The sequence below is a fragment of the Dyadobacter sp. CY356 genome (assembly GCF_021440195.1).
Lineage (GTDB): Bacteria > Bacteroidota > Bacteroidia > Cytophagales > Spirosomataceae > Dyadobacter.
The window spans coordinates 1-24,850 of the sequence record NZ_JAJTSZ010000016.1; the positions used below are offsets into that span (position 1 = coordinate 1).

At 39.1% G+C, this 24,850-nt stretch carries 21 protein-coding genes and 2 rRNA genes; 22 read left to right on the plus strand and 1 reads right to left on the minus strand.

Annotated elements, in window-relative coordinates; translation table 11 throughout:
• The first annotated feature begins 4 nt into the window (after window positions 1-4).
• The 20 genes from rrf (at window position 5) to LXL81_RS28905 (ending at window position 21,121) form a co-directional block, all read left to right on the plus strand.
• Window positions 5-116: ribosomal RNA gene (gene rrf / locus LXL81_RS28810) — 5S ribosomal RNA — on the plus strand.
• A 300-nt stretch (window positions 117-416) separates the two neighbouring features.
• Window positions 417-1,838: an anthranilate synthase component I family protein gene (locus tag LXL81_RS28815; protein WP_234651621.1), complete on the plus strand. Its 1,422-nt coding sequence runs from the start codon at window positions 417-419 to the stop codon at window positions 1,836-1,838.
• Between the two features lie 111 nt (window positions 1,839-1,949).
• The gene (locus LXL81_RS28820) at window positions 1,950-2,516 is read left to right on the plus strand and encodes an aminodeoxychorismate/anthranilate synthase component II (RefSeq protein WP_234651624.1); all 567 of its coding nucleotides are present in this window, start codon (window positions 1,950-1,952) and stop codon (window positions 2,514-2,516) included.
• Between the two features lie 60 nt (window positions 2,517-2,576).
• Window positions 2,577-3,566, plus strand: a complete 990-nt coding sequence (gene trpD, locus LXL81_RS28825) for an anthranilate phosphoribosyltransferase (RefSeq protein ID WP_234651625.1) — start codon at window positions 2,577-2,579, stop codon at window positions 3,564-3,566.
• Window positions 3,563-4,153 (plus strand): Uma2 family endonuclease, encoded by a 591-nt coding sequence (locus tag LXL81_RS28830; RefSeq protein WP_234651627.1) that lies wholly within the window; start codon window positions 3,563-3,565, stop codon window positions 4,151-4,153. The genes trpD and LXL81_RS28830 overlap by 4 nt, the downstream gene beginning before the upstream one ends.
• Entirely contained in the window at window positions 4,153-4,971 is an 819-nt protein-coding gene (trpC, locus tag LXL81_RS28835) for an indole-3-glycerol phosphate synthase TrpC (RefSeq protein WP_234651629.1), read from the plus strand. The genes LXL81_RS28830 and trpC overlap by 1 nt, the downstream gene beginning before the upstream one ends.
• Window positions 4,968-5,618, plus strand: a complete 651-nt coding sequence (locus tag LXL81_RS28840; protein WP_234651631.1) for a phosphoribosylanthranilate isomerase — start codon at window positions 4,968-4,970, stop codon at window positions 5,616-5,618. The genes trpC and LXL81_RS28840 overlap by 4 nt, the downstream gene beginning before the upstream one ends.
• 3 nt (window positions 5,619-5,621) lie before the next feature.
• A complete protein-coding gene (gene trpB, locus LXL81_RS28845; RefSeq protein WP_234651633.1) occupies window positions 5,622-6,821 on the plus strand; it encodes a tryptophan synthase subunit beta in 1,200 nt (399 codons plus the stop codon).
• An 83-nt stretch (window positions 6,822-6,904) separates the two neighbouring features.
• On the plus strand, window positions 6,905-7,105 hold the full coding sequence (locus tag LXL81_RS28850) for a hypothetical protein (protein ID WP_234651635.1): 201 nt from the start codon (window positions 6,905-6,907) through the stop codon (window positions 7,103-7,105).
• A 57-nt stretch (window positions 7,106-7,162) separates the two neighbouring features.
• Window positions 7,163-7,792, plus strand: a complete 630-nt coding sequence (locus tag LXL81_RS28855; protein WP_234651637.1) for a DUF488 family protein — start codon at window positions 7,163-7,165, stop codon at window positions 7,790-7,792.
• Complete coding sequence (locus LXL81_RS28860) at window positions 7,789-8,229, plus strand: DUF488 family protein (protein WP_234651640.1); 441 nt, start codon at window positions 7,789-7,791, stop codon at window positions 8,227-8,229. Before LXL81_RS28855 ends, LXL81_RS28860 begins: the two co-directional genes overlap by 4 nt.
• 10 nt (window positions 8,230-8,239) lie before the next feature.
• Window positions 8,240-8,908 carry a dual OB domain-containing protein gene (locus tag LXL81_RS28865; RefSeq protein ID WP_234651643.1) on the plus strand — a complete coding sequence of 223 codons (669 nt, stop codon included), beginning with the start codon at window positions 8,240-8,242 and terminating at the stop codon, window positions 8,906-8,908.
• 49 nt (window positions 8,909-8,957) lie between these two features.
• A complete protein-coding gene (locus LXL81_RS28870; RefSeq protein WP_194124179.1) occupies window positions 8,958-9,350 on the plus strand; it encodes a Dabb family protein in 393 nt (130 codons plus the stop codon).
• Window positions 9,350-10,150 (plus strand): tryptophan synthase subunit alpha, encoded by an 801-nt coding sequence (gene trpA, locus LXL81_RS28875; protein WP_234651646.1) that lies wholly within the window; start codon window positions 9,350-9,352, stop codon window positions 10,148-10,150. Before LXL81_RS28870 ends, trpA begins: the two co-directional genes overlap by 1 nt.
• 257 nt (window positions 10,151-10,407) lie before the next feature.
• Entirely contained in the window at window positions 10,408-13,728 is a 3,321-nt protein-coding gene (locus tag LXL81_RS28880; protein ID WP_234651663.1) for a DUF4175 family protein, read from the plus strand.
• A gap of 208 nt (window positions 13,729-13,936) precedes the next feature.
• Entirely contained in the window at window positions 13,937-14,350 is a 414-nt protein-coding gene (gene ybeY, locus LXL81_RS28885) for an rRNA maturation RNase YbeY (RefSeq protein ID WP_234651648.1), read from the plus strand.
• 72 nt (window positions 14,351-14,422) lie between these two features.
• Window positions 14,423-16,285 (plus strand): tRNA uridine-5-carboxymethylaminomethyl(34) synthesis enzyme MnmG, encoded by a 1,863-nt coding sequence (gene mnmG / locus LXL81_RS28890; protein WP_234651651.1) that lies wholly within the window; start codon window positions 14,423-14,425, stop codon window positions 16,283-16,285.
• Window positions 16,285-17,187 (plus strand): class I SAM-dependent methyltransferase, encoded by a 903-nt coding sequence (locus LXL81_RS28895; protein ID WP_234651652.1) that lies wholly within the window; start codon window positions 16,285-16,287, stop codon window positions 17,185-17,187. The genes mnmG and LXL81_RS28895 overlap by 1 nt, the downstream gene beginning before the upstream one ends.
• A 70-nt stretch (window positions 17,188-17,257) precedes the next feature.
• Window positions 17,258-18,868, plus strand: coding sequence for an Ig-like domain-containing domain (locus LXL81_RS28900; protein WP_234651654.1), 1,611 nt, complete (start codon window positions 17,258-17,260; stop codon window positions 18,866-18,868).
• Window positions 18,869-19,303: 435 nt separating this feature from the next.
• Window positions 19,304-21,121, plus strand: a complete 1,818-nt coding sequence (locus tag LXL81_RS28905) for a tetratricopeptide repeat protein (protein WP_234651656.1) — start codon at window positions 19,304-19,306, stop codon at window positions 21,119-21,121.
• A gap of 137 nt (window positions 21,122-21,258) precedes the next feature.
• Here the strand turns inward: LXL81_RS28905 and thrC are convergent, their stop codons facing one another.
• Window positions 21,259-22,569, minus strand: a complete 1,311-nt coding sequence (gene thrC / locus LXL81_RS28910; RefSeq protein ID WP_234651658.1) for a threonine synthase — start codon at window positions 22,567-22,569, stop codon at window positions 21,259-21,261.
• Window positions 22,570-22,843: 274 nt separating this feature from the next.
• On the opposite strand from thrC, the gene pruA reads away from it, so the two are divergent.
• Entirely contained in the window at window positions 22,844-24,478 is a 1,635-nt protein-coding gene (pruA, locus tag LXL81_RS28915; protein ID WP_234651661.1) for an L-glutamate gamma-semialdehyde dehydrogenase, read from the plus strand.
• 252 nt (window positions 24,479-24,730) lie between these two features.
• A 16S ribosomal RNA gene (locus LXL81_RS28920) occupies window positions 24,731-24,850 on the plus strand; the annotation flags it as partial.

A 24,850-nucleotide genomic window follows, 5' to 3' on the forward strand; every position in this document is an offset into this window, starting at 1 on the left:
TCTTGTTGGTGACTATTGGCCTGGTGTTCACCTCTTCCCATCCCGAACAGAGAAGTTAAGCCCAGAACCGCCGATGATACTTGGGTCAAACCTGGTAAAGTAGGTAGTCGCCACAATACCATTACAAAAAAATCCCATCTTCATAAGAGATGGGATTTTTTTTGTTTATGCAAAGTTTATTTTATTTAACTATTGCAGGACTCATTTCCTTTTTAATATATTTGTACCGACTTAAATATGTCGAAAAAAAATATGACAACTACTTCAAATATTATATGGTGGTGGCGCGCACGTCTTAACAAGATGGACGAGTAGCCTCTATTGTGTAGTATTATGTAAAAATATACTTTCCAAGCGGCCCGCTGTTCATCTGACAGCGGGCCGCTTTTTCTTGTTACATCCTATAAAAAAACAATATGACTTCCTTAACCAAAAGTTACTCTATCACAACCCGGCACAAAAAATTACTGGCAGACACGCTGACACCCGTTTCAATTTATCTGAAACTCCGGGATCGTTTTGTTAATACAATTCTTCTGGAAAGTTCGGATTACCACGGTAATGAAAATTCGTTCACATACATATGTTGTGATCCGGTTTCCTCTTTCAAACTAAACAAAGATATTGTTACCCAGAAATATCCGGACGGTACGTCGGAAACATTTACCCTTGCGAAACGTAAAGATGCCGTACAAGCCCTTTATGGCTATGCACAGAGCTTTATTTCGGAGAAAAGTGCGTTTCCTTTCATAAGTAATGGACTATTTGGCCATATGACTTATGATGCGGTAACTTATTTTGAAGATATTGAAATTCAACCTACAAGTCCGGAAACTGAAATTGATCAGATTTTCTACCAGGTATACCGCTATGTAATCGCCATCAATCACTTCAAAAATGAGCTTTATATTTTTGAACATCAATATGGTGAGACAAATGAAGAGAGCGGTCTCGAACAAATTGAGGTTTTAATCAAAAACAGAAATTTCCCCAAATACGATTTTCAGATTACATCCGAAGAAACTTCAAATGTTACGGATGATGAAATGAGAGGTGTAATTCAAAAAGGAATTGACCATTGTCTTCGTGGAGATGTTTTTCAAATTGTGCCTTCTCGTCGTTTCAGTCGTGACTTCCAGGGTGATGAGTTTAATGTTTATCGCGCTTTACGCTCAATAAATCCTTCTCCGTATTTGTTTTATTTTGATTACGGCAATTACAAAATCTTCGGTTCTTCTCCTGAAAAACAGATATTCATCAAAAATGGTCAGGCAGAAATTCATCCGATAGCCGGTACTTTCCGCAGAACCGGTGACGATCAGGCTGATGCAGAAGCTGCGCAGCAATTACTAAATGATCCAAAAGAAACTGCTGAACACGTGATGTTGGTCGATCTGGCCAGAAACGATTTGAGCCGCAGCTGTGACGCTGTAAAAGTTACAAACTATAAAGAAGTTCAGTATTATTCTCACGTCATTCACCTTGTTTCAAAGGTTGTAGGCAAGATGAATGAAGGTGTAAATCCTTTACAACTGGTTGCAGATACTTTCCCTGCCGGTACACTTTCCGGAGCGCCGAAACATAACGCTATGAAGCTGATTGACCAGATGGAAACAAGCAATCGCAGTATCTACGGCGGTGCCATCGGCTTTATGGATTTTAATGGTGATTTTAACCATGCTATCGCCATTCGTACTTTCCTGAGCAAAGACAATACGCTCTTTTATCGCGCCGGAATGGGCGTTGTGGCCAAGTCTAACGTCGAAAGTGAGTTGCAGGAAATTAATAGCAAGCTGGCTGCGTTACGTAAAGCAATTGTGGTAGCGGAAGAAATTTAAAAATTGAACCATCAGGTTTTGCAAATATTAACCCTAACCTGATTATGTAACTTAGTTTAATTGACGCATTTTAACCCAAACTTTACATCTACAATTTCATATTCCACTCAGATGAAAATACTTGTTTTAGATAATTACGATTCTTTCACTTACAATCTGGTTTACATCCTGCGTGAACTTCATGGTGAGGTAGATATATTCCGGAATGATAAAATTACTTTGGAAGAAGTCGGGAATTATGACAAAATCCTGCTTTCTCCCGGGCCAGGTATCCCTTCGGAAGCTGGTATCATGCAGGATTTAATCCAGGAATACGGGCCTACAAAAAGCATTCTCGGGATTTGTCTAGGCCATCAGGCCATTAGCGAAGTATATGGTGCCACGCTTGAAAATATGACCGACGTTTTACATGGTATCAGCGATAAAGCCATCGTAACAGATCCTACCGATCGTATTTTCCTTGGTCTGCCTTCTGAAATCCAGGTCGGCAGATATCATTCGTGGACTGTCAGGCCGGAAACTTTTACAGATGATTTAACGATTACAGCATTGGATGAAGCGGGAAGGGTTATGGCACTTTCCCACAAAAAATATGATGTGAAAGGCGTTCAGTTTCATCCTGAATCCGTACTTACCGACCATGGAAAAGCAATGCTTCAAAACTGGTTAAATGTGTAATTTCATCGTTTTAATTATTTATAGCAGACAAAGGCAAAGCGCCTCGACGGATTTGATATCATGAAAAATATTCTTGGGCAGTTATTCGAATACAAGGTTTTAAGTAAAGATCAGGCAAAAGAAGTATTGATTGGCATTAGCACAGGTCAGTATACCAATTCAGAAATAGCCTCTTTTCTTACCATTTACGCCATGCGCAGTATTACGGTAGAAGAGTTGGAAGGTTTTCGCGATGCCATGCTGGAACTCTGCCTATCCGTTGACCTTTCCGCTTTTGATCCTATTGACGTTTGCGGAACGGGCGGTGACGGAAAAGATACTTTCAATATTTCAACGCTTTCCTGTTTTGTGATCGCGGGAGCAGGCCAGAATGTTGCCAAACATGGTAATCACGGCGTTTCTTCTCTTTGCGGATCTTCCACGATTCTTGAATTTCTAGGAGCGAAGTTTACTAACGATAAATCTGTTCTTGACCGTCAGATCAGTGAATCCGGCGTTTGTTTTCTACATGCGCCATTGTTTCATCCGGCGATGAAAAATGTAGCTCCGGTTCGTAAAGAATTAGGTATAAAAACGTTCTTTAATATGCTGGGCCCGATGGTAAATCCTGCCTCACCGGGAAAGCAATTGGTTGGTGTTTTTAGTCTTGAATTAGCACGACTTTTTGCTTATCTTTACCAACAGACTGATAAACAGTTTCTGGTTGTTCACGCCCTAGACGGTTACGATGAAGTGTCATTAACAGGTGCATTTAAAATCATAACAGCTCATTCAGAGCAAGTTCTGACTCCTTCTCATTTAGGGCTGGACACATTACGCGCCTCCGAACTTTCCGGCGGAGAAACAGTGGAAGCTTCTGCGAAAATTTTCATGAATGTATTGAATGATGAAGCTACCTCTGCCCAGAAACAGGCTGTACTGGCTAATTCTGCATTGGCCTTACATTGTGCTAATCCAAAATTATCATTGCTTGACGCAGTAGCAACAGCCCGTGAATCTCTTGAAAGTAAAAAGGCGTTGAACAGTTTTAAAAAGTTGGTAGCAATATGATAACAAACCTGGATCAACTCGATTTAAACGAAACTTACAGTTATGCCGATTATTTAAAATGGCAGTTTGAAGAGCGTGTGGAGTTGATCAAAGGAAAAATATTTAAAATGTCGCCGGCACCAGCCAGAAGACATCAACGAATTTCCAGTCGTTTTCAGGGAGAGCTTTATAGCTTTCTAAATAACGAAACCTGTCAGGTTTATGCGGCGCCGTTTGATGTTGGGCTTACACCGCGAAAAAGCGATAACACTAACAAAATTTACACGGTTGTACAGCCAGATATTTGTGTGATTTGTGATTCTGCCAAACTGGATGAAAAAGGCTGCATTGGTGCACCGGACTGGATTATTGAAATTCTTTCGCCGGGTAATTCCCAGGTAGAAATGAAAAACAAATTTGAAGTTTACCAGGACAATGGAGTGAAGGAATACTGGATTGCTGAACCTACTACTGAAACGATTTTTGTATATATATTAAACGAGGAAGGAAAATACATTGGATTACATCCGTTTACAACGGCGGATGTTATTACAAGCCATATTTTCCCTGATTTTGAATTAAGTGTTGCCGATATTTTTAAAGACTGATGAACATATTAGAAAAAATTGTTGCGCGTAAACTGGTTGAAGTAGAAGCGTCAAAAAAGATTAAAAGTATTTCTGATCTCGAAAAAGAGACGTTGTTTTCGCGTACTGCTGTTTCACTTTCTGATGCTTTAAAAATCGCTGTAACACCCAAAATTATTTCAGAATTCAAGCGTAAATCACCTTCCAGGGGAATTATAAATGGTGATGTTCTGCCTGAAATAGTAACAGCAGATTATGTTAATGCCGGCGCTGCTGCATTGTCGGTTTTAACTGATATTGATTTTTTTGGTGGTTCTTTTGATGATTTTTTGAGAGCCCGTAAGGCAAATCCAAATATCCCGATGCTTCGAAAAGATTTCATCGTAGACGAATACCAGTTATTTGAAGCAAAATCCATCGGAGCAGATATTATTCTTTTAATTGCCGCTTGTCTGGAACCGTCAGAGGTTGAGTCGCTTAGTAAAAAAGCGCATGATCTTGGAATGGAAGTTCTTTTGGAAGTACATAATTCAGAAGAATTGGCACAAAGTTTGTGTGACCATATCGACATTGTTGGCGTCAATAACAGGAATCTTAAAACTTTTGAAACGTCAATTGAAACGTCAATTCAATTGAGCGAACAAATTCCGGATTCTTTTGTCAGGATTTCAGAAAGCGGGCTGAGTGACGCAGAAACGATTTTACAATTATACAATCATGGATACAAAGGTTTTTTAATAGGAGAAACATTCATGAAAACAGCAAATCCGGGAGCCGCACTGGCGGATCTGCAAAATAATTTATCCCAAATTAGTAACAGAAACCCTCACGTTGTATGAAAGTAAAAGTTTGCGGAATGCGCCAGCAAGGCAATATTGAAGAATTGATTGAATTACAACCTAATTTCATAGGCTTTATTTTCTCGGAAAAATCGCCTCGGTTCGTAGGTATTGACCTTGATCCGGCTTTTGTAAAAAACATTCCTAATACGATTAAAAAAGTGGGTGTTTTTGTAAATGCCAGTCCGGGTTATATACTTGACACTGTAAAAAAATATGACCTTCAGTATGCTCAGCTGCACGGAAATGAGTTGCCGGATATGTGTCGCAGTATTCGTCAGAAAGGGGTAAATATTATCAAGGCATTTTCTATTCATGACCAGTTTAATTTCGCCATGTTAAACAATTACAAATCCTTTTGCGATATGTTTTTGTTTGATACAAAAGGCGACGCTCCGGGCGGAAACGGTAAAACATTCGACTGGAATCTGCTGAAAAAATATGATAATGAGAAGCCATTTTTTTTAAGCGGTGGGATAGGACCGGACAATATTGACGAAGTAATTGCCTTGTCCAAGTCGATGCCAATTTATGGTATTGATGTAAACAGCATGTTCGAAACAGAACCCGGTTTAAAAGATATTTCCAAATTGAAGGAGCTTTTTGAAAAAGTTCGTGTTAAGAAAGGTGAAGAGGCGCAAGCATAAATTATGGAAACAGTAGCAGAGAAGAAATCATATCAGGCAAATAGTAACGGATATTACGGCACTTTCGGTGGCGCATTTATCCCTGAAATGTTGTATCCTAATGTTGAAGAATTACGTAATAATTATTTACAGATTATTGCGGAACCATCTTTTCAAAAGGAGTATAATGATCTTTTGAAAAATTATGTTGGCCGCCCGACACCCTTGTATCGCGCCAACCGTCTTTCTGAAAAATATCAGACTAATATATTTTTAAAGAGAGAAGATTTGTGCCATACAGGTGCCCACAAGGTTAACAATACCATTGGACAGATACTTTTGGCCAAACGTCTTGGAAAACAGCGCGTGGTAGCCGAAACAGGCGCGGGACAACATGGTGTTGCTACGGCGACCGTTTGTGCACTGATGGATATTGAATGCATTGTATATATGGGCGAACTTGACATTGAACGTCAGGCTCCCAATGTTGCGCGTATGAAAATGCTGGGTGCAGAAGTAAGACCAGCAACCTGCGGTTCAAGGACATTGAAAGATGCAACCAACGAAGCCATGCGTCACTGGATCAATAATCCGGTTGATACGCATTATATCATTGGCTCTGTTGTAGGTCCTCATCCTTACCCGGATATGGTAGCCCGTTTTCAATCCATAATTTCAGAAGAAATAAAATGGCAGTTGAAAGAGCAAACAGGAAAGGAAAATCCTGATTATGTAATTGCCTGTGTGGGCGGCGGTAGTAATGCTGCCGGTGCTTTTTATCACTATCTGGATAATCCGGAAACCAAACTTGTAGCGGTTGAAGCGGCGGGCCAAGGCCTTACCAGCGGACATTCTGCGGCAACAACAGCTTTGGGAACACCAGGCGTATTGCACGGCAGCCGCACTATTTTGATGCAGACTACTGATGGTCAGGTAGTGGAGCCTTATTCCATTTCAGCCGGTCTAGATTATCCGGGAATTGGCCCTCAGCATGCATATCTCTATGACAGCGGCAGGGGTACTTTTTTATCCGCAACAGACGAAGAAGCGGTTCAGGCTGCTTTTGAACTTACCCGAATGGAAGGTATTATTCCTGCACTGGAATCATCTCACGCATTAGCCGTTTTAGGACGGTTAGGTGCCGGATTGAATGAAACTGTGGTTGTAAATCTTTCCGGGAGAGGTGACAAGGATATGTCAACTTATATGAAATATATTGATTAATGGCTGTTGGGGATTAGCTTTTAGCAATTAATCTTTGGTACCATAATTTTATCGTATTAATATCTACTTTAAACATTATTAAAATGGCTACATTAGCATTGCCGGAGGTTTTTGAAATGCGCCTGAAAGTGAAGGAACTTGAAGGCAAAGTAAATTCCGGAGAATTGTCTTTGTTTGAAAGATGTGAAATTGAAGATGAAATCCTTGAATTGAAAGAACAATTAGGTGAATTTGACCGCCTGAAATTTAGTGATGAAGGCGAATGTCTTAATTGCTCAGCATAATACCCTTCATACTCAACGCAATCATGATAGTATGCTCATCATTACCATCGATTGTCAATGAACACACGCACATTATTCACAGTTGGCCATTCGAGCCATCCCCCTGATTATTTCCTTGAACTGATAAAAGAATATAAAATCACTTGCCTCATCGATGTAAGAAGCGTTGCGGCAAGTGCTTATAATCCTCAGTATAACAAGGAGCCTTTAGCGGCCTTTCTACACAAAAACGGCATACAATATCTTCATTTTGCAAAGGAATTCGGAGCCAGGCATAGCGATCCTGAATTGTTGGATACCGACGGCAAAGTAGATTTTGAAAAAGTCAGAAACTCCGATTCTTTTAAGGACGGTGTTTCCCGGCTTATTCAGGGTCTTGACAAAGGTTACACGATTTCTCTTATGTGCTCAGAGGCCGAACCACTTGACTGTCACCGATTTTCCATGATTTCCGTCGCTTTGTCCAATGAAGGTTTTGAGATAAATCACATCCTTAAAGATAAATCCCTGGCTACTAACGCTCAGTTAGAAAATGCACTTTTCAAGAAGTTTTATAAAAAACTGCCTGTCCCTACTGTTTTTGAACCTGATGTCACAATTCAGGATCAGATTAAAGCCGCATACCGCTTAAAAAATCAGGAGATTGCTTTTTCTCCCTATACACACAACTCAGAAGAAAATTTATGATTCAGCTATACACCATTGGTTTTACCAAAAAACCAGCGGAAACATTCTTCACACTGCTGAGGGATTCTGGCGTTGATCGACTTATTGATACCAGGATCAATAATGTTTCCCAATTATCCGGTTTCGCAAAAGGAACCGATCTTAAATATTTTGCAGGAGAACTTGCTAACGTTTCCTACGAGCATAACATCGATTTCGCACCTACAAAAGAGCTATTGTCTCTTTACAGAACTAAAAAGCTAACCTGGCCGGAATATGAAACTGAATACCTGAATTTACTCGACACAAGAAAAATTGCTCAAAAAATAAACATCGAAAAACTTCATAAAAATTGCCTGTTGTGCAGCGAACATAAACCCGAGAAATGCCATCGAAGGTTGCTCGCTGAATATTTACAGCAGGTGAGAAATGACATCCGGATAACACATTTGATCTGACCCGGGTTAAATGACAATTCGTTTTGTCTGTTTAGCCAATTCTATCAAGGAAGGGGGAAGGTGCCTGGCAGGCATCCAGCTAAACAATAACAATGAGCCGATCATTGAAATAAATGGCCCGAAATGGATACGTCCGGTTTGTAAAACCCAACATGGTCAGATATACACGCATTGGGTTTCGCAAATTACTTTAATGGATATTGTCGAAATAGAAATAACTGGTTTTCCACTAAAACAATCATTTCAATCTGAAAATGCATTCTTTAAAGATGATGATCTCAAAGTAGTCGGCAGACTTGAAAAAGATAAACTGGACGCGCTATGCGACAATCATTATTATTTATTTGGCAACTGGGGTAAGGCACTTTCTATCGAAGAGGCAGCGGTTCTGGATCATTCGCTGGCGCTGATAAACGTTACCAAATTCGAGATCATTGAAAAAAATGATATGGAGAACCCAGATAAGAAAAAGATTCGTCTGCTCTTTTATCATAATGAAACTCAGTATGATTTTCCGGTAACAGATCCTGTATTTTTAAATTTGTATCGAAATAATCCTAGGATACTGAATGTCGTTAAAAGTTTATTTTTGTGCGTTTCAATAGGTATAAATTTCAATGGATGGCATTATAAGCTTGTTGCCGGAATAATTCCGGCTTCGTTAAATTCAAATTATTAATTTTACATTGCTTAACTTTTTTGTATCACCCAATATCAAACCTGTTCAAATGAAATACATTTCTCTGTTCCTGGTTGGTTTTCTTCTTTTTGGAACCATCGCTTATGCAAATTCTGATAAAAAAACAGCTCCAAAAAAAATGCTTCGTCACGCCGTATTATTTAAATTTAAAGACTCAGCCACACCGGCACAAGTAAAAGAAGTTGAAGATGCATTTCGCAAACTTCCTTCAAAAGTTAAAGAGGTAAAAGGTTTTGAATGGGGAACCAACAACAGTCCGGAAGGATTGAATCAAGGCTTCACGCATATGTTCTTTGTCTCATTTGACAGCGAGGAAGGTCGTGCCGCGTATTTGCCTCATCCGGAACATAAGGCTTTTGTAAAAGTTTTGGAGCCTCATCTGGACAAAGTATTAGTGATCGATTACTGGACACAGGAATAATGAATAGAATAACCAATCTTTTTAAAACAAAACCAGATGCAGGACTTTTGAATGTCTATTTCACAGCCGGATTTCCTGCTCTGAATGATACGACAAAGGTTTTAAAAGCATTACAGGATGGCGGTGCTGATCTGGTTGAAATCGGAATGCCGTATTCAGATCCTGTTGCGGACGGAGAAACCATTCAAAAAAGTAATGATCAGGCACTGGAAAATGGTATGACCGTCCAGGTGCTTTTCGAGCAGCTTGAAGGAATTCGCCAGACGATTTCCCTTCCGATTTTATTAATGGGTTATATCAATCCTGTATTACAATTTGGAATAGAAAATTTTTGTAAGAAATGCGCCGAGGTTGGTGTTGACGGGCTTATTTTGCCGGATATGCCAATGGATGTTTATCTGAACGAATACAAGTCAATATTTGACGCATATGGAATTCTGAATATTTTCCTTGTAACACCACAGACATCCGAAGCGCGTATCCGCCAGATCGACAATGCAAGTGATGGATTTATCTATACTGTTTCGTCTGCCAGCGTAACCGGTTCCAAAAGCGGTGTAAGTACGAACATGGAATCTTATTTCAACCGGATCAATGCGATGAATTTACGCAATCCACGTCTGATTGGTTTTGGAATTAAAGATAACGCAACCTATCTGAAAGCCTGTGACTATGCGAACGGTGCGATTATTGGAAGCGCGTTTATACGTGTTTTGCAAGAGACAAAAGATCTCGAAAATGATGTCCGCAATTTTGTGAGGGATATTAAAAATCCAGAGCCTGTTGCGCTGGACGCCTGAAAATCAAATTTGTCATTATTGATCTGATGCTAACAATTGGCTTTAAGCTGATTGTTAGCATTTTTTAATTATTAAAAAGTTATTATTCCACGTTTTGCAGGAACAATATGCATCTCCCTTTTTCTTGAAAAACTCCATAAAAATATGTATATTAGTCCGCTCTATGGTCAGCGGGGAAAGGAGTACTTTTTACTTTGTAAAATCGTTACCATAGTAATCATTAGATTCTCAACTATATGGCGGCTTTTACACCAGTAATGGAAGGACTTCTCCTCCGTATTCAGGAATATCGGCAAAAGTACTATCAGAATAAGCTTTTGAAAGGTATTATCTTTTCAGCGGCTTTGCTTCTGACTGTTTATTTGTCCTTCACTACGCTGGAATATTTCGGACGTTTCAGTTCTGGTGTTCGTGGTACGCTGTTTTTTGGGTTTCTGGCCGTTCTTTTATTCTCTTTTTTCCAATGGGTTGTTCAGCCGCTAATTCACCTGTTAGGTCTTAAAAAACCAATATCAGATGAAGATGCAGCCTTGCAAATCGGACAATATTTTCCGGAAGTAGGAGATAAACTGTTGAACACACTTCAGCTTAAAAATCTTTCCGGCACACAATCCGATCTGATTGAAGCAAGTATCCGGCAAAAATCCGGTCAGCTTTTAATCGTAAAATTTACCGATGCCATACGTTTTAACGAAAACAAAAAGCGTATTAAATATGCCATTTACCCCTTGGCAGCGATAGGTGTAATTTTGCTTTTCAATCCGTCATTTTTCACGTCAAGTTCTGAACGGATCATTCATTTCCGAAAAAATTATACTTACGCTCCCTTTTCATTTCAACTTGAAAATAAAAGTTTAAAGGCTTTCAGAAATGAAGATTTCACTTTGAAATTGGCTCTAAAAGGAGATGCTTTGCCTCAGGATGTTTATCTGGTTCAAAATGGTAGCCGGTTTAAACTGACACAGGAAGGTAATCAGCATTATTCCTTTGTTTTCAAAAATATCCAGCGCGAAGTTGCATTTTCATTCGAAGCGGCTGGTTTTATTTCTGATGATTATAAAATTAATGTGATTGAACGTCCTTCTCTGCTTTCCTTTGATGTCAATCTGCATTATCCGGCTTATCTGAACAAACCTTCGGAAGGACTCAGTAACGTAGGAAATTTATCTGTTCCGGAAGGCACCACAATCGAGTGGAACTTCAATACGTCGTCAACAAAATCACTTGGTATTCGTTTCGAAAACGATTCTCTTTTATACAAGGCAACAGAAAAAGAGGACGAGGATTTTCAGGTTTTGAAACGTTCTGTGCGTAAATCAGCTCAATATCAGATTCAGCTAAAAAATGATGAGGCGGCAAATTCTGATAAAATCGGATACTACATCAATGTCATTCCCGACAAATTCCCTGTGCTTTCCATTGAGAATTTTCAGGATACAACGCTTTACAATTATCTGGTTTTGGGTGGTTCCATTAATGATGATTATGGATTTTCCCAACTGAAATTGTTCTATTCAATTCAGCGGGAAAATGATAAAAAGGGATCGGCTCCGAAAAGTATTCCCATTCCTTTCAACAAAACGGTTAACACCCAGAGCTTTTATTTTCAGTGGTATGTAGACAGCCTCAAACTGGCTCCCGGAGATAAAATTGAATACTTCGCCCAGGTTTGGGATAATGACGGCGTGAATGGTGCAAAAAGTGCCCGTTCGAGGTCTATTCAATTTACTGTACCATCGAAAGACCAGCTTGAAGCGGATATCAAAAAATCCGAGCGGGAAACGGAAAATCAAATTGAATCTGCTATGAAAAAAGCGCAGAGTCTTGAAAAAGATCTGACCGCGCTGGATGAACGTTTGAAAAGTAATAAGGAACTTGATTTTAAAGAGAAAAAACAAATTGAAGATGTTTTGAAAAAGCGGGAGGAGCTGATGAAAGAATTGCAGTCTCTTCAGGAAAAAAATCAAAGCACGAATGAGAAGTCGAAACAGTTTGATCAGAAAAGTCCGGAGCTTCAGCAAAAAATGGATCAGCTTGAAAAGTTGATGAAAGACCTGATGGACAACGACACGGATAAGCTATACAAGGAATTACAAAAACTGCTCGAACAAAAGAAAAGTGAACGCATGTCGAGCACCATGGAAAAGCTGAAAAATAAAGAGCAAAATCTGGAAAAGGAATTGGAGCGTACGATGAAGCTTTTCAAGCAAATGCAGATGGAGCAAAAAATGGAAAAGCTGGTCAACAAGCTGGATAACCTTGCTGACAAAGAAGATAAGCTTTCTGAAAAATCTCAGGAAAACGATAAGAACAAAAGTTCTGAAGACAAGAAGGGTAAAAATGATGACCTGAAAAAAGAACAGGAAAAGATTCAGGAAAACTTTGATAAGGCAAAAGAAGATATCAAAGAAATTGAAGAGCTAAGTAAGGAACTTGAACAGCCTGTTGATTCAAAAGAAGAGGATCAAAAAAGCGCTTCTGAGCAAATGAACGAGAGCAAAGATAAACTTAGTAAGCAGCAGAATTCAAAAGCCTCAGAAGCTCAGAAAAAGGCGGCGAAATCAATGCGTGATATATCCAAAGCAATGTCAGAAGCAATGGAAGCGGCGGAGATGGAAAAGATGCAGGAGGACATGGATGCGATGCGCGATATTTTGGAAAATCTGATCACTTTGTCTTTTGACCAGGAAAAACTGATGAAGGATTTCCGTGGTGTGAATTTGCAGGATCCGCGGTTTGTAAAACTTGGTCAGCAGCAGCTGAAATTGAAAGATGATGCAAAAGTGGTTGAGGACAGCTTGTATGCCTTGGCAAACCGGGTGGTGCAGATCCAGTCGTTCATTACCCGTGAGCTGAATGACATGAAAATGTATATGGACGAAAGTGTGAAGAGTATAAAGGATAGAAGTTTGAGCGTAGCGACGTCCAAACAACAATTTGCTATGACTTCCATGAATAACCTGGCTTTGATGCTGAGCGATGTTTTTAAACAAATGCAGCAGCAAATGGCAATGGCTATGCCGGGAGAAGGCAAAGGCAAAAAGGGAAAAAAAGGTGAACAGCCCGGCATGGGCGAAATGCAGGAAAAACTGAATGGCCAGATGAAACAACTGGGCCAGGGAAAAGAGGGCCAGGGAAATCAATCCGAGCAATTGGCCAGAATGGCCGCTCAGCAAGCGATGATCAGAAAGATGGTTCAGGCTTTAAAAGATCAGCAAAAAGGCACAGAGGCTGGAAAAGCACTTGGAACTGAGCTTCAGGATATTATTGAAAAAATGGATGAAACGGAAACAGATCTCGTAAACAAACGTGTTACGCCAGAACTGTTTAAACGGAACAAAGAAATAACCACGCGTTTGCTTGAATCTGAAAAAGCGATGAAAGAACAGGATGAAGATGAGCAACGTAAGGCGCAAACTGCTAAACAACTGCCACGTAACCCACCTGCTGCTTTTGAAAAATATGTGCAGGAAAAGGAAAAACAAACCGAGTTGCTGCGCACAATTCCCCCGACATTTTCACCTTTCTACAAGCGGGAGGTGGATAATTACTTCCGTAAATACCAGTCAAAGAACTGATTAAACGCTCTATGTGTTATTATTCAGCCTATTTTAAGGATTAAGGCTAATTCTTAAAATAGGTTAAATTGAGCTCGTAACAGGCACATAAATAAATTGTAATTAGATACTTACTACCTTTACAATGAATTTGCTTTCAGGTTGTTAAAGCAACTCTAAGTGACATTTTTTGTAACTATTTAATATACAGTTAATTCTGAATTATATTATGCTTAAATTTTTCTCGGAAGAGATTGATTTCAAACTCAAATTTCCCCAGAAAACATCAAAATGGATCAAAACAATCTCTAAGTCAGAGGGTTATGATATTATATCTTTGAACTACATTTTTTGTACTGATGAATATCTGTTAGAAATTAACAAACAGTATCTCGATCACGACTATTATACGGATATAATAACATTTGACAATAGTGAGGAAGACGGGAAAATTGAAAGTGATATTTATATAAGTGTTGATCGTGTAAAGGAGAATGCAGAAACTTTTGGTTTCGATTTTGACATTGAAATGCGCAGGGTATTGATTCACGGGCTTTTACACTTGATGGATTACACCGATACTACAGAAGAATTAAAAGTTCAAATGCGTGCAAAGGAAGATGAATGTCTTTCACTTTTTTAAAAATTTCCACGTGGAACATTTTAGAAATTTTAACATTTCTGTTTCACAACAAATAAGAGTAAACTAAAAATTATGTTTCAGGAATATGATGTGATTGTAGTAGGGGCAGGACACGCCGGTTGTGAAGCTGCGGCTTCGGCAGCAACCATGGGTTCGTCCGTGTTACTCATTACAATGAATATGCATACCATTGCCCAGATGTCCTGCAACCCTGCGATGGGAGGTGTGGCAAAAGGTCAAATTGTGAGAGAGATTGATGCGCTTGGCGGACAGTCAGGAATTGTCAGTGACAAAACCATGATACAATTTCGAATGCTCAATTTATCCAAAGGCCCCGCCATGTGGAGCCCAAGATGTCAGAGCGACCGGATGATGTTTGCAAATGAGTGGAGAAGTGTCTTGGAAAATAATCCCAACGTAGATTTTTGGCAAGATACCGTTAAGGGTATTCTTCTCGAGGGTGACAAAGTATGCGGGGTAACCACAAGCCTGGGAATCGAAATAAAATCTAAATCCGTAGTTTTAACAAACGGAACATTTTTAAATGGCCTGATCCATATCGGTGAGAAAAATTTCGGCGGAGGAAGAACAGGAGAAAAAGCTGCCACCGGAATTACGGAGCAATTAAAAACTTTGGGTTTTGAATCAGGTCGGATGAAAACCGGAACACCCCCAAGAGTCGACGGACGTTCACTGGATTATTCAAAAATGGAAGAGCAGCCAGGCGATGAAAATCCATCCAAGTTTTCATACAAAGACACAAAAAAATTAACGAAGCAGCGTAGCTGCTGGATTACCTATACCAACAATGAAGTCCACGAAATTCTTAGAACCGGGTTTGAAAAATCTCCAATGTTCTCGGGACGAATCAAAGGACTTGGTCCGCGTTATTGCCCCTCAGTAGAAGATAAAATAAACCGTTTTGCCGATAAAGATCGTCATCAGATTTTCGTAGAGCCGGAAGGGTGGGATACAGTCGAAGTGTACGTCAATGGCTTTTCAACTTCTTTACCGGAAGATGTACAATATGCCGCACTTAAAAAAATCCCTGGATTTGAAAATGTCAAAATGTTCCGTCCGGGTTATGCCATAGAGTACGACTATTTCCCACCAACGCAACTAAAATCTACGCTTGAAACGCATCGGGTAAAAAACCTGTTTTTTGCCGGACAGATTAATGGAACTACCGGATATGAAGAGGCAGCCTGTCAGGGTTTGATGGCCGGGATCAATGCGCATAGAAATGTTCACAATCTAGAGCCATTCGTATTAAAAAGGTCAGAAGCTTATATAGGTGTTTTGATCGATGACCTGATCAATAAAGGTACCGAAGAGCCTTATAGAATGTTCACTTCCCGTGCCGAATACCGTACGCTTTTACGCCAGGATAATGCTGACATTCGTCTTACTGAAAAAGGTTTTGAAATTGGATTAGCCGATCAGGAGCGACTGAATAATGTTAGGAAAAAGATTCAACAGGTTGAAGAAATAATTTCCGAGTTTAACACCCTTAAATTACTACCTGATGAAATCAACGAAAAACTTGAAGAAGTAGGATCTGCTCAGATACGTGAAAAAACATCGGTCACACAACTCCTGAAAAGACCTCAATTAACAATCGATAGAATCGTTGAGGCAAGTCCGCTGATCGCTTCATTAATGGAAAAATATGGAGAAGACACAATCAAACAAGCTGAGATTCATGTCAAATATGACAGTTATATTGAGAAGGAAAAATTGTTGGTTGACAAAATGAACCGTCTGGAAGATCTTAGTATCATAGACAATTTCAACTATGATGGGGTAACATCTTTGTCATTTGAAGGTCGTGAAAAACTTAAAAGAACACGGCCATCTACCATTGGCCAGGCGTCCAGAATTAGCGGCGTAAGTCCCTCAGATATCTCAGTACTCATGCTCTTTATAGGAAGATAATGCCTTTGGAAACATTAAAAAACTGTCCTGTTTGCAACAATATCAGCTTCAACAATTATTTAAACGTTGAAGATTATACCGTATCTAAAAAGGAATTTACCATACAACAATGTAATTCCTGTTATTTTCTCTTTACAAATCCGCGGCCGGGTATAGAAGAAATAGGAGCCTATTACCAGTCTCAGGATTACATCTCACATCATGACGAGGCTAAGGATGTAATGAGCAGGGTATATACCTCTGTGAGAAATTATACGATCTCGCAAAAGATAAAACTCATTAACCAGCTCTATCCAAAACAAGGTTCCCTATTAGATATCGGCTGCGGAACCGGCAATTTTTTGCAGGCTACAAAACTGGCAGGCTGGAAAATATCCGGAACAGAACCAGATTCCGAAGCACGCAAACTGGCAGAAAAAAGAGTAGGGGAAACGATTTTTGAAACGATAAATGCGCCGGAATTCTCAGAAAAAATTTATGATATTATAACCATGTGGCATGTGCTGGAACATGTACACTTGCTTAATGAAACCATCGCATGGCTATCAGACCATCTTGCTCCAAACGGAAAAATAATCATTGCTGTACCAAATCCGCAGTCGCCGGATGCGGCTAATTATAGTAAGTTCTGGGCCGCCTACGATGTGCCACGGCACCTTTATCACTTCACAAAAGATTCGATAGCATTACTCATGAAAAATCATCATTTCAAGGTTGATACTATCCACCCTATGTGGTTCGATTCATTTTATGTGAGTATGCTCAGCACAAAATATAAGGAAGGAAAAACGAATCTGTTTGACAGCGTAAAATCCGGAATTACATCTAACTTAAAGGGGAATTCAAGTGATCCCAAAAGCCTGAATACCTCGAGTTTAATCTATGTAATTTCAAAAATATAATTTGCTTATAAAACCTCGAAGCCCTCAATATTGCCTGGCATATTGAGGGCTTTTACTTAACCGTTTTGACATGCTGAAAAAATATTTCCTGGCAGCCATATGCCTTATAATTTTTGCAAAATGTGCTCAGCAGGTAGCACCAACAGGAGGAAAAAAAGACATCATTCCCCCCAATCTTATATCCAGCGATCCACCAAACCGAACCATCAATTTTTCCGGGAACAAGATCTCTTTATTCTTCGATGAATATGTAGTAATCGATAATATAACGCAAAAATTAATCATAACGCCCGAAGCCGACAACCCGTATAGCTTCAAGCAAAAAGGTGAATCCATCGAGCTTAATTTTAAGAAAAAGTTTGAGGACAGTACCACCTATACTCTCAATTTTGGTGATGCTATTAAAGATTATGCTGAAAAAAATCCGGCAAAAAATCTTAAGCTCGTATTTAGTACCGGCAATTCCCTCGATTCAGGACGTATTTATGGCACCATAAAAGACCTTCGTTCAAATAAACCTATTTTTGATGCATTAGTAGGTCTATACAACATTAGTGATACACTCAATATAGCCAAGCAAAAACCATTTTATTTCTCCAGAACGGACAGTAGCGGGCGCTTTTCAATTGAAAATACTCAAATAAAACCATACAAGTTGATTGCCATGGACGACAAAAATCGTAACATGCTTTATAATACAAAAGACGAAAGAGTAGGGTTTATTGATGGCCCGGTCAATGCCGGTTCGGATTCCTTAAACTATTCTCTTGGTTTATTTTTGTCTGACAATACTCCATTCCGTGTACAAAGAACCATTCCAAAAGTTAACAATTACACGGTTGTTTTTAATAAAGGAATCGAAACGGTGGATGTAAACTTCATGAACAAGGATACGCTGCCTTACATTCTGGAAAATAATCTTCAGCTCAAATTTTTTAATGTTCAGCCACATCCTGATACAACCCTGATCAGAATGACTGTAACCGACTCACTAGGAGTTACAGCCCAGGATACAATAAAAATAACCTTTCAGCAGCAAAGGGGAAAAGACAGGCAAAAAGATCCGTTCGGTATCACCACCATACCTGCCCAAAATAAGCCGCTTGGAAGAAATTTTGTTTACGAGTTGCAATGGAACAAACCTGTAAGCTTTTTTGACGAAAAACGTATCCAGCTGATAAGCGATAGTTTAACCAGGGAGCCACTGAGCAATCTGAGCTTGTCCTGGAACAAGTACCACAACAATTTGAAAATAACAGGAAAATCAACAGCTAAGGACACCATTAAATGGGATTTTCCAAAAGGAAGCGTCATCAGTGTTGAGGGCGATACGCTTTCAAAAACACTCATAAAACATCAGGTTTTAAATGAAGATGAATTTGGAGTGCTATCCGGATCTGTTCTTCACGCGGATACCTTATCCTATATAGTCGAACTCGTAGATGAACAATATAAAATCTTTCAGTCTCTGTATAGCTCACCTTACACATTCCGGCATATTCCTCAGGGAAACTATTATCTCAGGATTATTTTGGATGATAATAAAAACAGAAGGTGGGACACGGGTATGATAAGCAAAAACAAACAGCCCGAAAAAATTATCTATTATCCTCAGAAAATTCTTATAAAAGCCAATTTCGAGATTAATGATACCAATCTCGACTTGTCAACATTAAAGTAGCAAAATTTTCTTATGCACTTTATGTGGATAACTATGTTGATATCTCTGTTTTTCTGTGGGTAAATACCAAAATTTTGTTAACAATTATGTGGATAACCGATGTTTCATGTGGATAAAAAACAAAGTTTTGATCTGCAGTGCATAATCCACATCTAAAATGAAGTTAACAGTACGTTGATACACTATAGAAAATGTGAATAACTAAATCTCATCATCCATAACAGTTACCCACACTCTTATGTCTATAAATATTTTCCTATCTTGTAATTCAATAAGTTAAATGTTGATAATAATAATAACTCCAGTGGATAAACCATAATACTTATCCACAAAATGTGGATAAGTATGTTAATCTATAGTGGAAAACATACTTATCTACATATCCACAGTGCTAGAGAATGATAATAATTAAAAAAGAAATTTTTTTTATCTATTATGAAAAAGGGTTTGAGGTGGTTATTTATCTACATATTAATTTCCGGCGCGGCGGGGACGGCGGCCCGGGCGCAGAGTGAAAAAGAAATGGCTGAGGAGTATTTTAAGAAGGATGACTGTCCCAAAGCGCTGACTTATTATACCGCTCTCTTAAAAACTGGTTTTGAAAAAGGATATCTTAAAAATTACACCAGCTGCATTGTCAAAACAAAAAGCTGGAATGAGGCTGAGCAGTTCTTCAAAAAGCAAATTAAAAATGATGCATTCAATGCAGCCTGGTATTATATCTATTGGGGAACCCTCTTAGAGGCGCAGGTAAAGCCGCAGGAAGCAGCAAAGAAAAATGAACAGGCAATTGCTGTTTCGGGCTTAAGGATTGATCTGAAGCGCGATATGGCCGACGAATTCAGAAGCATGAGCCAGCCGTTATGGGCAAAAAATGCATTGCTGAACGGAAGAGAGGTTTCCAAACGAAGCGATTTATTTCAACTGGAGATGGCAAGTGTTTACCGGGACTTAAATGAGCCGGAAAACATGATTGATGAATTGTTATCCTATGGTACGAGGTATCAGAATATAGAGGTGGTCCAGAATATGCTTCAGGATTTTACGAAGGATGAAAAGGAGCAGGCATTACTGGAAAAAGTATTGTATGACAAAATTCAGAAATTTCCGAATGAAGGGTTTTATAATGAAATGCTGATATGGTATCAGATCCAGAAAAAGGATTTTTATAAAGCTTTCATTCAAGAGCGTGCTCTGGATAAAAGATTCAAATATAATGGAAGCCGTTTATACAATCTGGCGATGCTGGCTCTTCAAAACGATGACTACGTCAATGCGGCTGCAATATTTGATCATCTGGTTAAAGAATATCCCAAAGGCCAGATCTACCCGATCGCTCGTCGGATGGCGATTTTTTCAAGGGAAGAACAGGTTAAAAATACATATCCTGTTCAGCGTACTGAGGTTCAGAAATTACTCGCACAATATCAGCAGTTGGTAGATGAACTTGGTATTAATGCCAGGACTGTCGAAGCGCTCCGTAACATGGCTACCCTGAATGCTTTTTATCTTGATGATTTTAAAAAAGCAATAGAGATTATGCAAGCGGCTATTGAGGGAGGAAAGCTGGATAAAATGTTTGTCGATAAATGTAAGCTTGATCTAGGTGATATCTATCTGCTTCAGGGAGAGCCCTGGGAAGCCTCGTTACTTTATTCGCAAGTTGAAAAGTCACAGAAAGACGACCTGCTGGGATATGAAGCAAAATTGCGTAATGCAAAATTACATTATTACAAAGGTGATTTTGCGCTGGCCAAAGAAGTGCTTGACATTTTGAAAAAAGCTACTTCCCGCGAAATTGCAAATGATGCTAACGAATTGGGATTGTTGATCATGGATAATACAGGATTGGATAGTACCGAAACTGCAATGAAACAATTTTCGGCTGTTGAGCTTTTATTATTTCAAAATAAAAAATATGAAGCAATTGATTCATTAAAAGTTTTGTACGAAAGGTATAAGCAGCACAGTCTCTCAGATGAGATTCTTTGGCTTACTGCAAAGACTTACATGAAACTGGATAGCAATCAGCAGGCGATGTCAACTTTGAAATTGCTTTATTCAAAATATAGCGTCGACATACTTGGTGATGATGCTTTGTTTGCGATGGCAAAACTTGATCAGGAAAAATTGAACAATAAAGATGAGGCAATGAAATTGTATCAGGAGCTGATGGAAAAATATCCGGGAAGTATTTTCGTCGCCGAATCAAGAAAAAGATTTCGCTTGTTAAGAGGTGATGTCGTGAACTGAGAAATTTTTGAAATAAACCTAAAAAGGAAGAGCGAGGCTAATTTTAGCTTCGCTCTTCCTTTTTAGAATTAAATATTTGCGAACCAATATGCAGTTCAATCTATTTACGGAATTCTCAGACGCTTCTTTAATGAATTTTATTGAGCTAACTTACTAAATAATAGTGCTTTAAAGTCTGAATATATGGGTTTTAATTTAATAGAACTTTTTTCAATGGAAAGGAGCAATCTCAGTCTTTCCGGAATTTCTACCGGTTTCCCCAATGTTTCTTCAACAAGATCAATAAATTTGGCAGGATGAGCCGTAGATAGAAAAACGCCGGTAAAATTTCCGTCAGAATTTTTTCTGTATTCTTCAAGTCCGCGGTAGGCTATTGCCGTATGAGGGCAAAGTACATAATGGCTGTTTGAAAAAACTTCACGCATCGATTCCTGGGTTTCTTCGTCATTGAAAAAATAACCTGAAATTTTTTCTTTCACCAAATTCCAGTCGTCTCCGAAAAACCGCACCAGTCTGACAAAGTTGCTAGGGTTACCTACATCCATAGCGTTAGAGATTGTTTCGATCGACGCATGTGGTTCAAAGCTTCCTTCTTCCAGATATCTTGGAACTGAATTGTTCAAATTTGTAGATGCAATGAAACGCTCAACGGGTAAGCCCATCCGATAGGCTAAAAGGCCTGCACTCAAATTTCCAAAATTTCCACTTGGTACTGAAAAAACAATTGGCTTACCAAGTTTTTTCAGCTGTGCATAAGCTGCGAAGAAATAAAAGGATTGGGGAATAAGACGAGCAATATTTATTGAGTTGGCAGAAGCCAAATTAAATTTCTCGGTTAGTTCAGGATCTAAAAAAGCTTCCTTTACCAATTTTTGGCAATCGTCGAAAGTTCCGTCAACCTCTAATGCGGTAACATTATGGCCAAGCGTGGTAAGTTGCTTTTCCTGTATATCGCTTACTTTACCACTTGGATAAAGAATCGTTACGGAGATTCCCGGAACTTTGAAAAATCCCTGAGCCACCGCTCCACCTGTATCTCCGGAAGTAGCAACCAGAATTTGAATTTCCTTTTTTGATTTTACTAAAAAATAGGACATTAATGCTGCCATGAATCGCGCACCAAAATCTTTGAACGCCATGGATGGACCATGAAAAAGCTCTAAAACGTAGTCATCCGGTGTTATTTTTAGAACGGGAGCATCAAAGTCATATGAACTTTCTATTAATTTTTCAACGTCTTCCCTGGAAATATCATCACCTAAAAGCGTGTTTGTTATTTCAACAGCAATCTGTTTAAAGGACTTATTTTCAATAGTATCTAAAAATTCCTGTGAAACCTTTGGAATACTTTCAGGCATGTAAAGACCATTATCCGGAGGTAAACTTCTGAATACAGCTTCTTCAAGTGATGCTTTTAGCGAAGCAGTTTTTGTACTATAAAATATCATTATATAAAAAATAAGGTCGCACTGAAAAGTACAAATTTAGTTAAAATACCTGCGTGTCAGGTATATTGGAAGTGTAATTTTGAGAAAAGTATCATAACTTGCCTTGTTAAAACAAGTATTAATCAAACAACTTTTTTGAAGTGCTATTATTGTTTTTGAACCTACGAGCCCTAAAAAAGATTATTGTAATACAGAAAAGTATAACGTGTCTTAAACGTTTAAAATTTTCATATATTTTTAATATAATTGATTCATTTTCAAATTAATATAATAGATGTCACAAGGACTTTTTAATGTTCCGGCTTTAAGGAATGAGCCTGTTAAAAGTTATGCTCCCGGAACCCCGGAGAGAAGCGAATTGAAAAAGGCGTTGGAAGAAGCCAGGTCAAAACAGGTTGAGATTCCTCAATATATTGGAGGGGAAGAGGTGTTTTCTCAAAATAAAAAGCGTGTTTCCCCGCCTCATGATCATCAGCATACACTGGGATATTTTCATGAAGGAAATGCTGATGATGTTAAGAATGCAATTGATTCAGCCTTGGAAGCACGGAAAACCTGGGCGCTTATGCATTGGGAACAACGTGCTGCTGTTTTTCTAAAAGCAGCAGATTTAATTGCCGGACCATACCGTGCGGAATTAAACGCTGCGACCATGTTGGGACAGTCGAAGAATGCCTATCAGGCGGAAATAGATTCAGCCTGCGAGATAATCGATTTTCTTCGTCTGAATGTAAATTTCCTTACTGATATCTATAAACAACAGCCGGTATCTTCCGATGGTGTGTGGAATCGTATGGAGTATCGTCCTTTGGAAGGATTTATTTTTGCTATTACTCCTTTCAATTTTACGGCCATCGCTGGAAATCTTCCTGCGGCTCCTGCGCTTATGGGTAACGTGGTATTATGGAAACCTGCATTTACACAGGTTTATGCAGCCAATGTGATCATGAAAGTTTTTAAGGCGGCGGGACTTCCTGACGGCGTAATTAATATGATTCTGGCGGATGGCCCGGTGGCAGGTGATATTGTTTTTAAGCATGCTGATTTTGCCGGGATTCACTTTACAGGTAGCACAAAGGTTTTCCAGACAATCTGGAAAGAGATCGGTGAAAATATTGGTAATTATAAAACCTTCCCGAGAATTGTCGGAGAAACAGGAGGTAAAGATTTCGTACTGGCTCATAAATCTGCGAATGCAAAAGCTTTGGCGACGGGATTGATTCGTGGTGCATTTGAATACCAGGGACAGAAATGTTCTGCAGCTTCACGCGCTTATATACCTTCTAACTTGTGGGATGAGGTGAAGGGATACATGCTGGCAGATCTGGCTGAGATTAAAATGGGTGGCGTTGAAGATTTTGGAAACTTTGTAAATGCGGTTATTGACGAAAAATCCTTTGATAAAATTGCTTCCTATATAGAAGGTGTAAAAAGCAACCCGGGAGATGCAGAAATTGTTGCAGGGGGAACGTTTGACAAGAGTAAAGGATATTTTGTCCAGCCAACCATTATTAAAGCAGCAAAGCCGGATTACGTGACAATGTGTGACGAGATATTTGGGCCGGTACTTACTATCTATGTATATGATGCTGATAAATTCGAAGAAATTATCCCGATTGTAGATTCAACTTCTCCTTATGCATTAACGGGTGCTGTTTTTGCTCAGGATCGTTATGCGATTCAGTATGCGACGGAACATTTGGTTAATGCTGCGGGTAATTTTTATATCAATGATAAGCCGACAGGGGCGGTAGTAGGTCAGCAACCATTTGGTGGAGCGCGTGCATCTGGTACCAATGACAAGGCAGGATCTGTATTAAACTTGTTACGCTGGGTTTCTCCACGTGTTATCAAGGAGACATTAGTTTCACCAGAAAACTACAAATATCCCTTCCTTTTAGAGGAATAATTGGATAATTTTTTTGAATAGTTTGAATACTTTAAGAACTTTTAAAAATTTTTAAATATTTCTTGCTCACTTCTTGCAGCTAGAAATATTTTTTCTACCTTTGCAATCCCAATCGCAGACAGCGGAAACGAAAAGTGAGAGTGAAAGTTTGATTGGTACTGTTCTTTGACATGATGAGATAAACTAAAAGAGTAAGAAAAACTCGTTTAAGAAGATAACGTGGAATCTTAGGATTACCACAAACAAAAATTTACAATGGAGAGTTTGATCCTGGCTCAGGATGAACGCTAGCGGCAGGCTTAATACATGCAAGGCGAGGGGGCAGCAATGTCACCGTCGTACGGGTGCGTAACGCGTATGCAACCTACCTTC

Excerpts from the sequence above, each read along its gene's own strand:
- LXL81_RS28870 (WP_194124179.1), top strand. The coding sequence starts at position 8,958 with ATGAAATACATTTCTCTGTTCCTGGTTGGTTTTCTTCTTTTTGGAACC.
- trpD (WP_234651625.1), top strand. The coding sequence starts at position 2,577 with ATGAAAAATATTCTTGGGCAGTTATTCGAATACAAGGTTTTAAGTAAA.
- LXL81_RS28895 (WP_234651652.1), top strand. The coding sequence starts at position 16,285 with ATGCCTTTGGAAACATTAAAAAACTGTCCTGTTTGCAACAATATCAGC.
- LXL81_RS28905 (WP_234651656.1), top strand. The coding sequence starts at position 19,304 with ATGAAAAAGGGTTTGAGGTGGTTATTTATCTACATATTAATTTCCGGC.
- pruA (WP_234651661.1), top strand. The coding sequence starts at position 22,844 with ATGTCACAAGGACTTTTTAATGTTCCGGCTTTAAGGAATGAGCCTGTT.
- LXL81_RS28840 (WP_234651631.1), top strand. The coding sequence starts at position 4,968 with ATGAAAGTAAAAGTTTGCGGAATGCGCCAGCAAGGCAATATTGAAGAA.
- trpB (WP_234651633.1), top strand. The coding sequence starts at position 5,622 with ATGGAAACAGTAGCAGAGAAGAAATCATATCAGGCAAATAGTAACGGA.
- LXL81_RS28820 (WP_234651624.1), top strand. The coding sequence starts at position 1,950 with ATGAAAATACTTGTTTTAGATAATTACGATTCTTTCACTTACAATCTG.
- LXL81_RS28880 (WP_234651663.1), top strand. The coding sequence starts at position 10,408 with ATGGAAGGACTTCTCCTCCGTATTCAGGAATATCGGCAAAAGTACTAT.
- LXL81_RS28900 (WP_234651654.1), top strand. The coding sequence starts at position 17,258 with ATGCTGAAAAAATATTTCCTGGCAGCCATATGCCTTATAATTTTTGCA.
- mnmG (WP_234651651.1), top strand. The coding sequence starts at position 14,423 with ATGTTTCAGGAATATGATGTGATTGTAGTAGGGGCAGGACACGCCGGT.
- thrC (WP_234651658.1), bottom strand. The coding sequence starts at position 22,569 with ATGATATTTTATAGTACAAAAACTGCTTCGCTAAAAGCATCACTTGAA.
- LXL81_RS28860 (WP_234651640.1), top strand. The coding sequence starts at position 7,789 with ATGATTCAGCTATACACCATTGGTTTTACCAAAAAACCAGCGGAAACA.
- trpC (WP_234651629.1), top strand. The coding sequence starts at position 4,153 with ATGAACATATTAGAAAAAATTGTTGCGCGTAAACTGGTTGAAGTAGAA.
- LXL81_RS28850 (WP_234651635.1), top strand. The coding sequence starts at position 6,905 with ATGGCTACATTAGCATTGCCGGAGGTTTTTGAAATGCGCCTGAAAGTG.
- trpA (WP_234651646.1), top strand. The coding sequence starts at position 9,350 with ATGAATAGAATAACCAATCTTTTTAAAACAAAACCAGATGCAGGACTT.
- LXL81_RS28865 (WP_234651643.1), top strand. The coding sequence starts at position 8,240 with ATGACAATTCGTTTTGTCTGTTTAGCCAATTCTATCAAGGAAGGGGGA.
- LXL81_RS28830 (WP_234651627.1), top strand. The coding sequence starts at position 3,563 with ATGATAACAAACCTGGATCAACTCGATTTAAACGAAACTTACAGTTAT.
- ybeY (WP_234651648.1), top strand. The coding sequence starts at position 13,937 with ATGCTTAAATTTTTCTCGGAAGAGATTGATTTCAAACTCAAATTTCCC.
- LXL81_RS28855 (WP_234651637.1), top strand. The coding sequence starts at position 7,163 with ATGAACACACGCACATTATTCACAGTTGGCCATTCGAGCCATCCCCCT.
- LXL81_RS28815 (WP_234651621.1), top strand. The coding sequence starts at position 417 with ATGACTTCCTTAACCAAAAGTTACTCTATCACAACCCGGCACAAAAAA.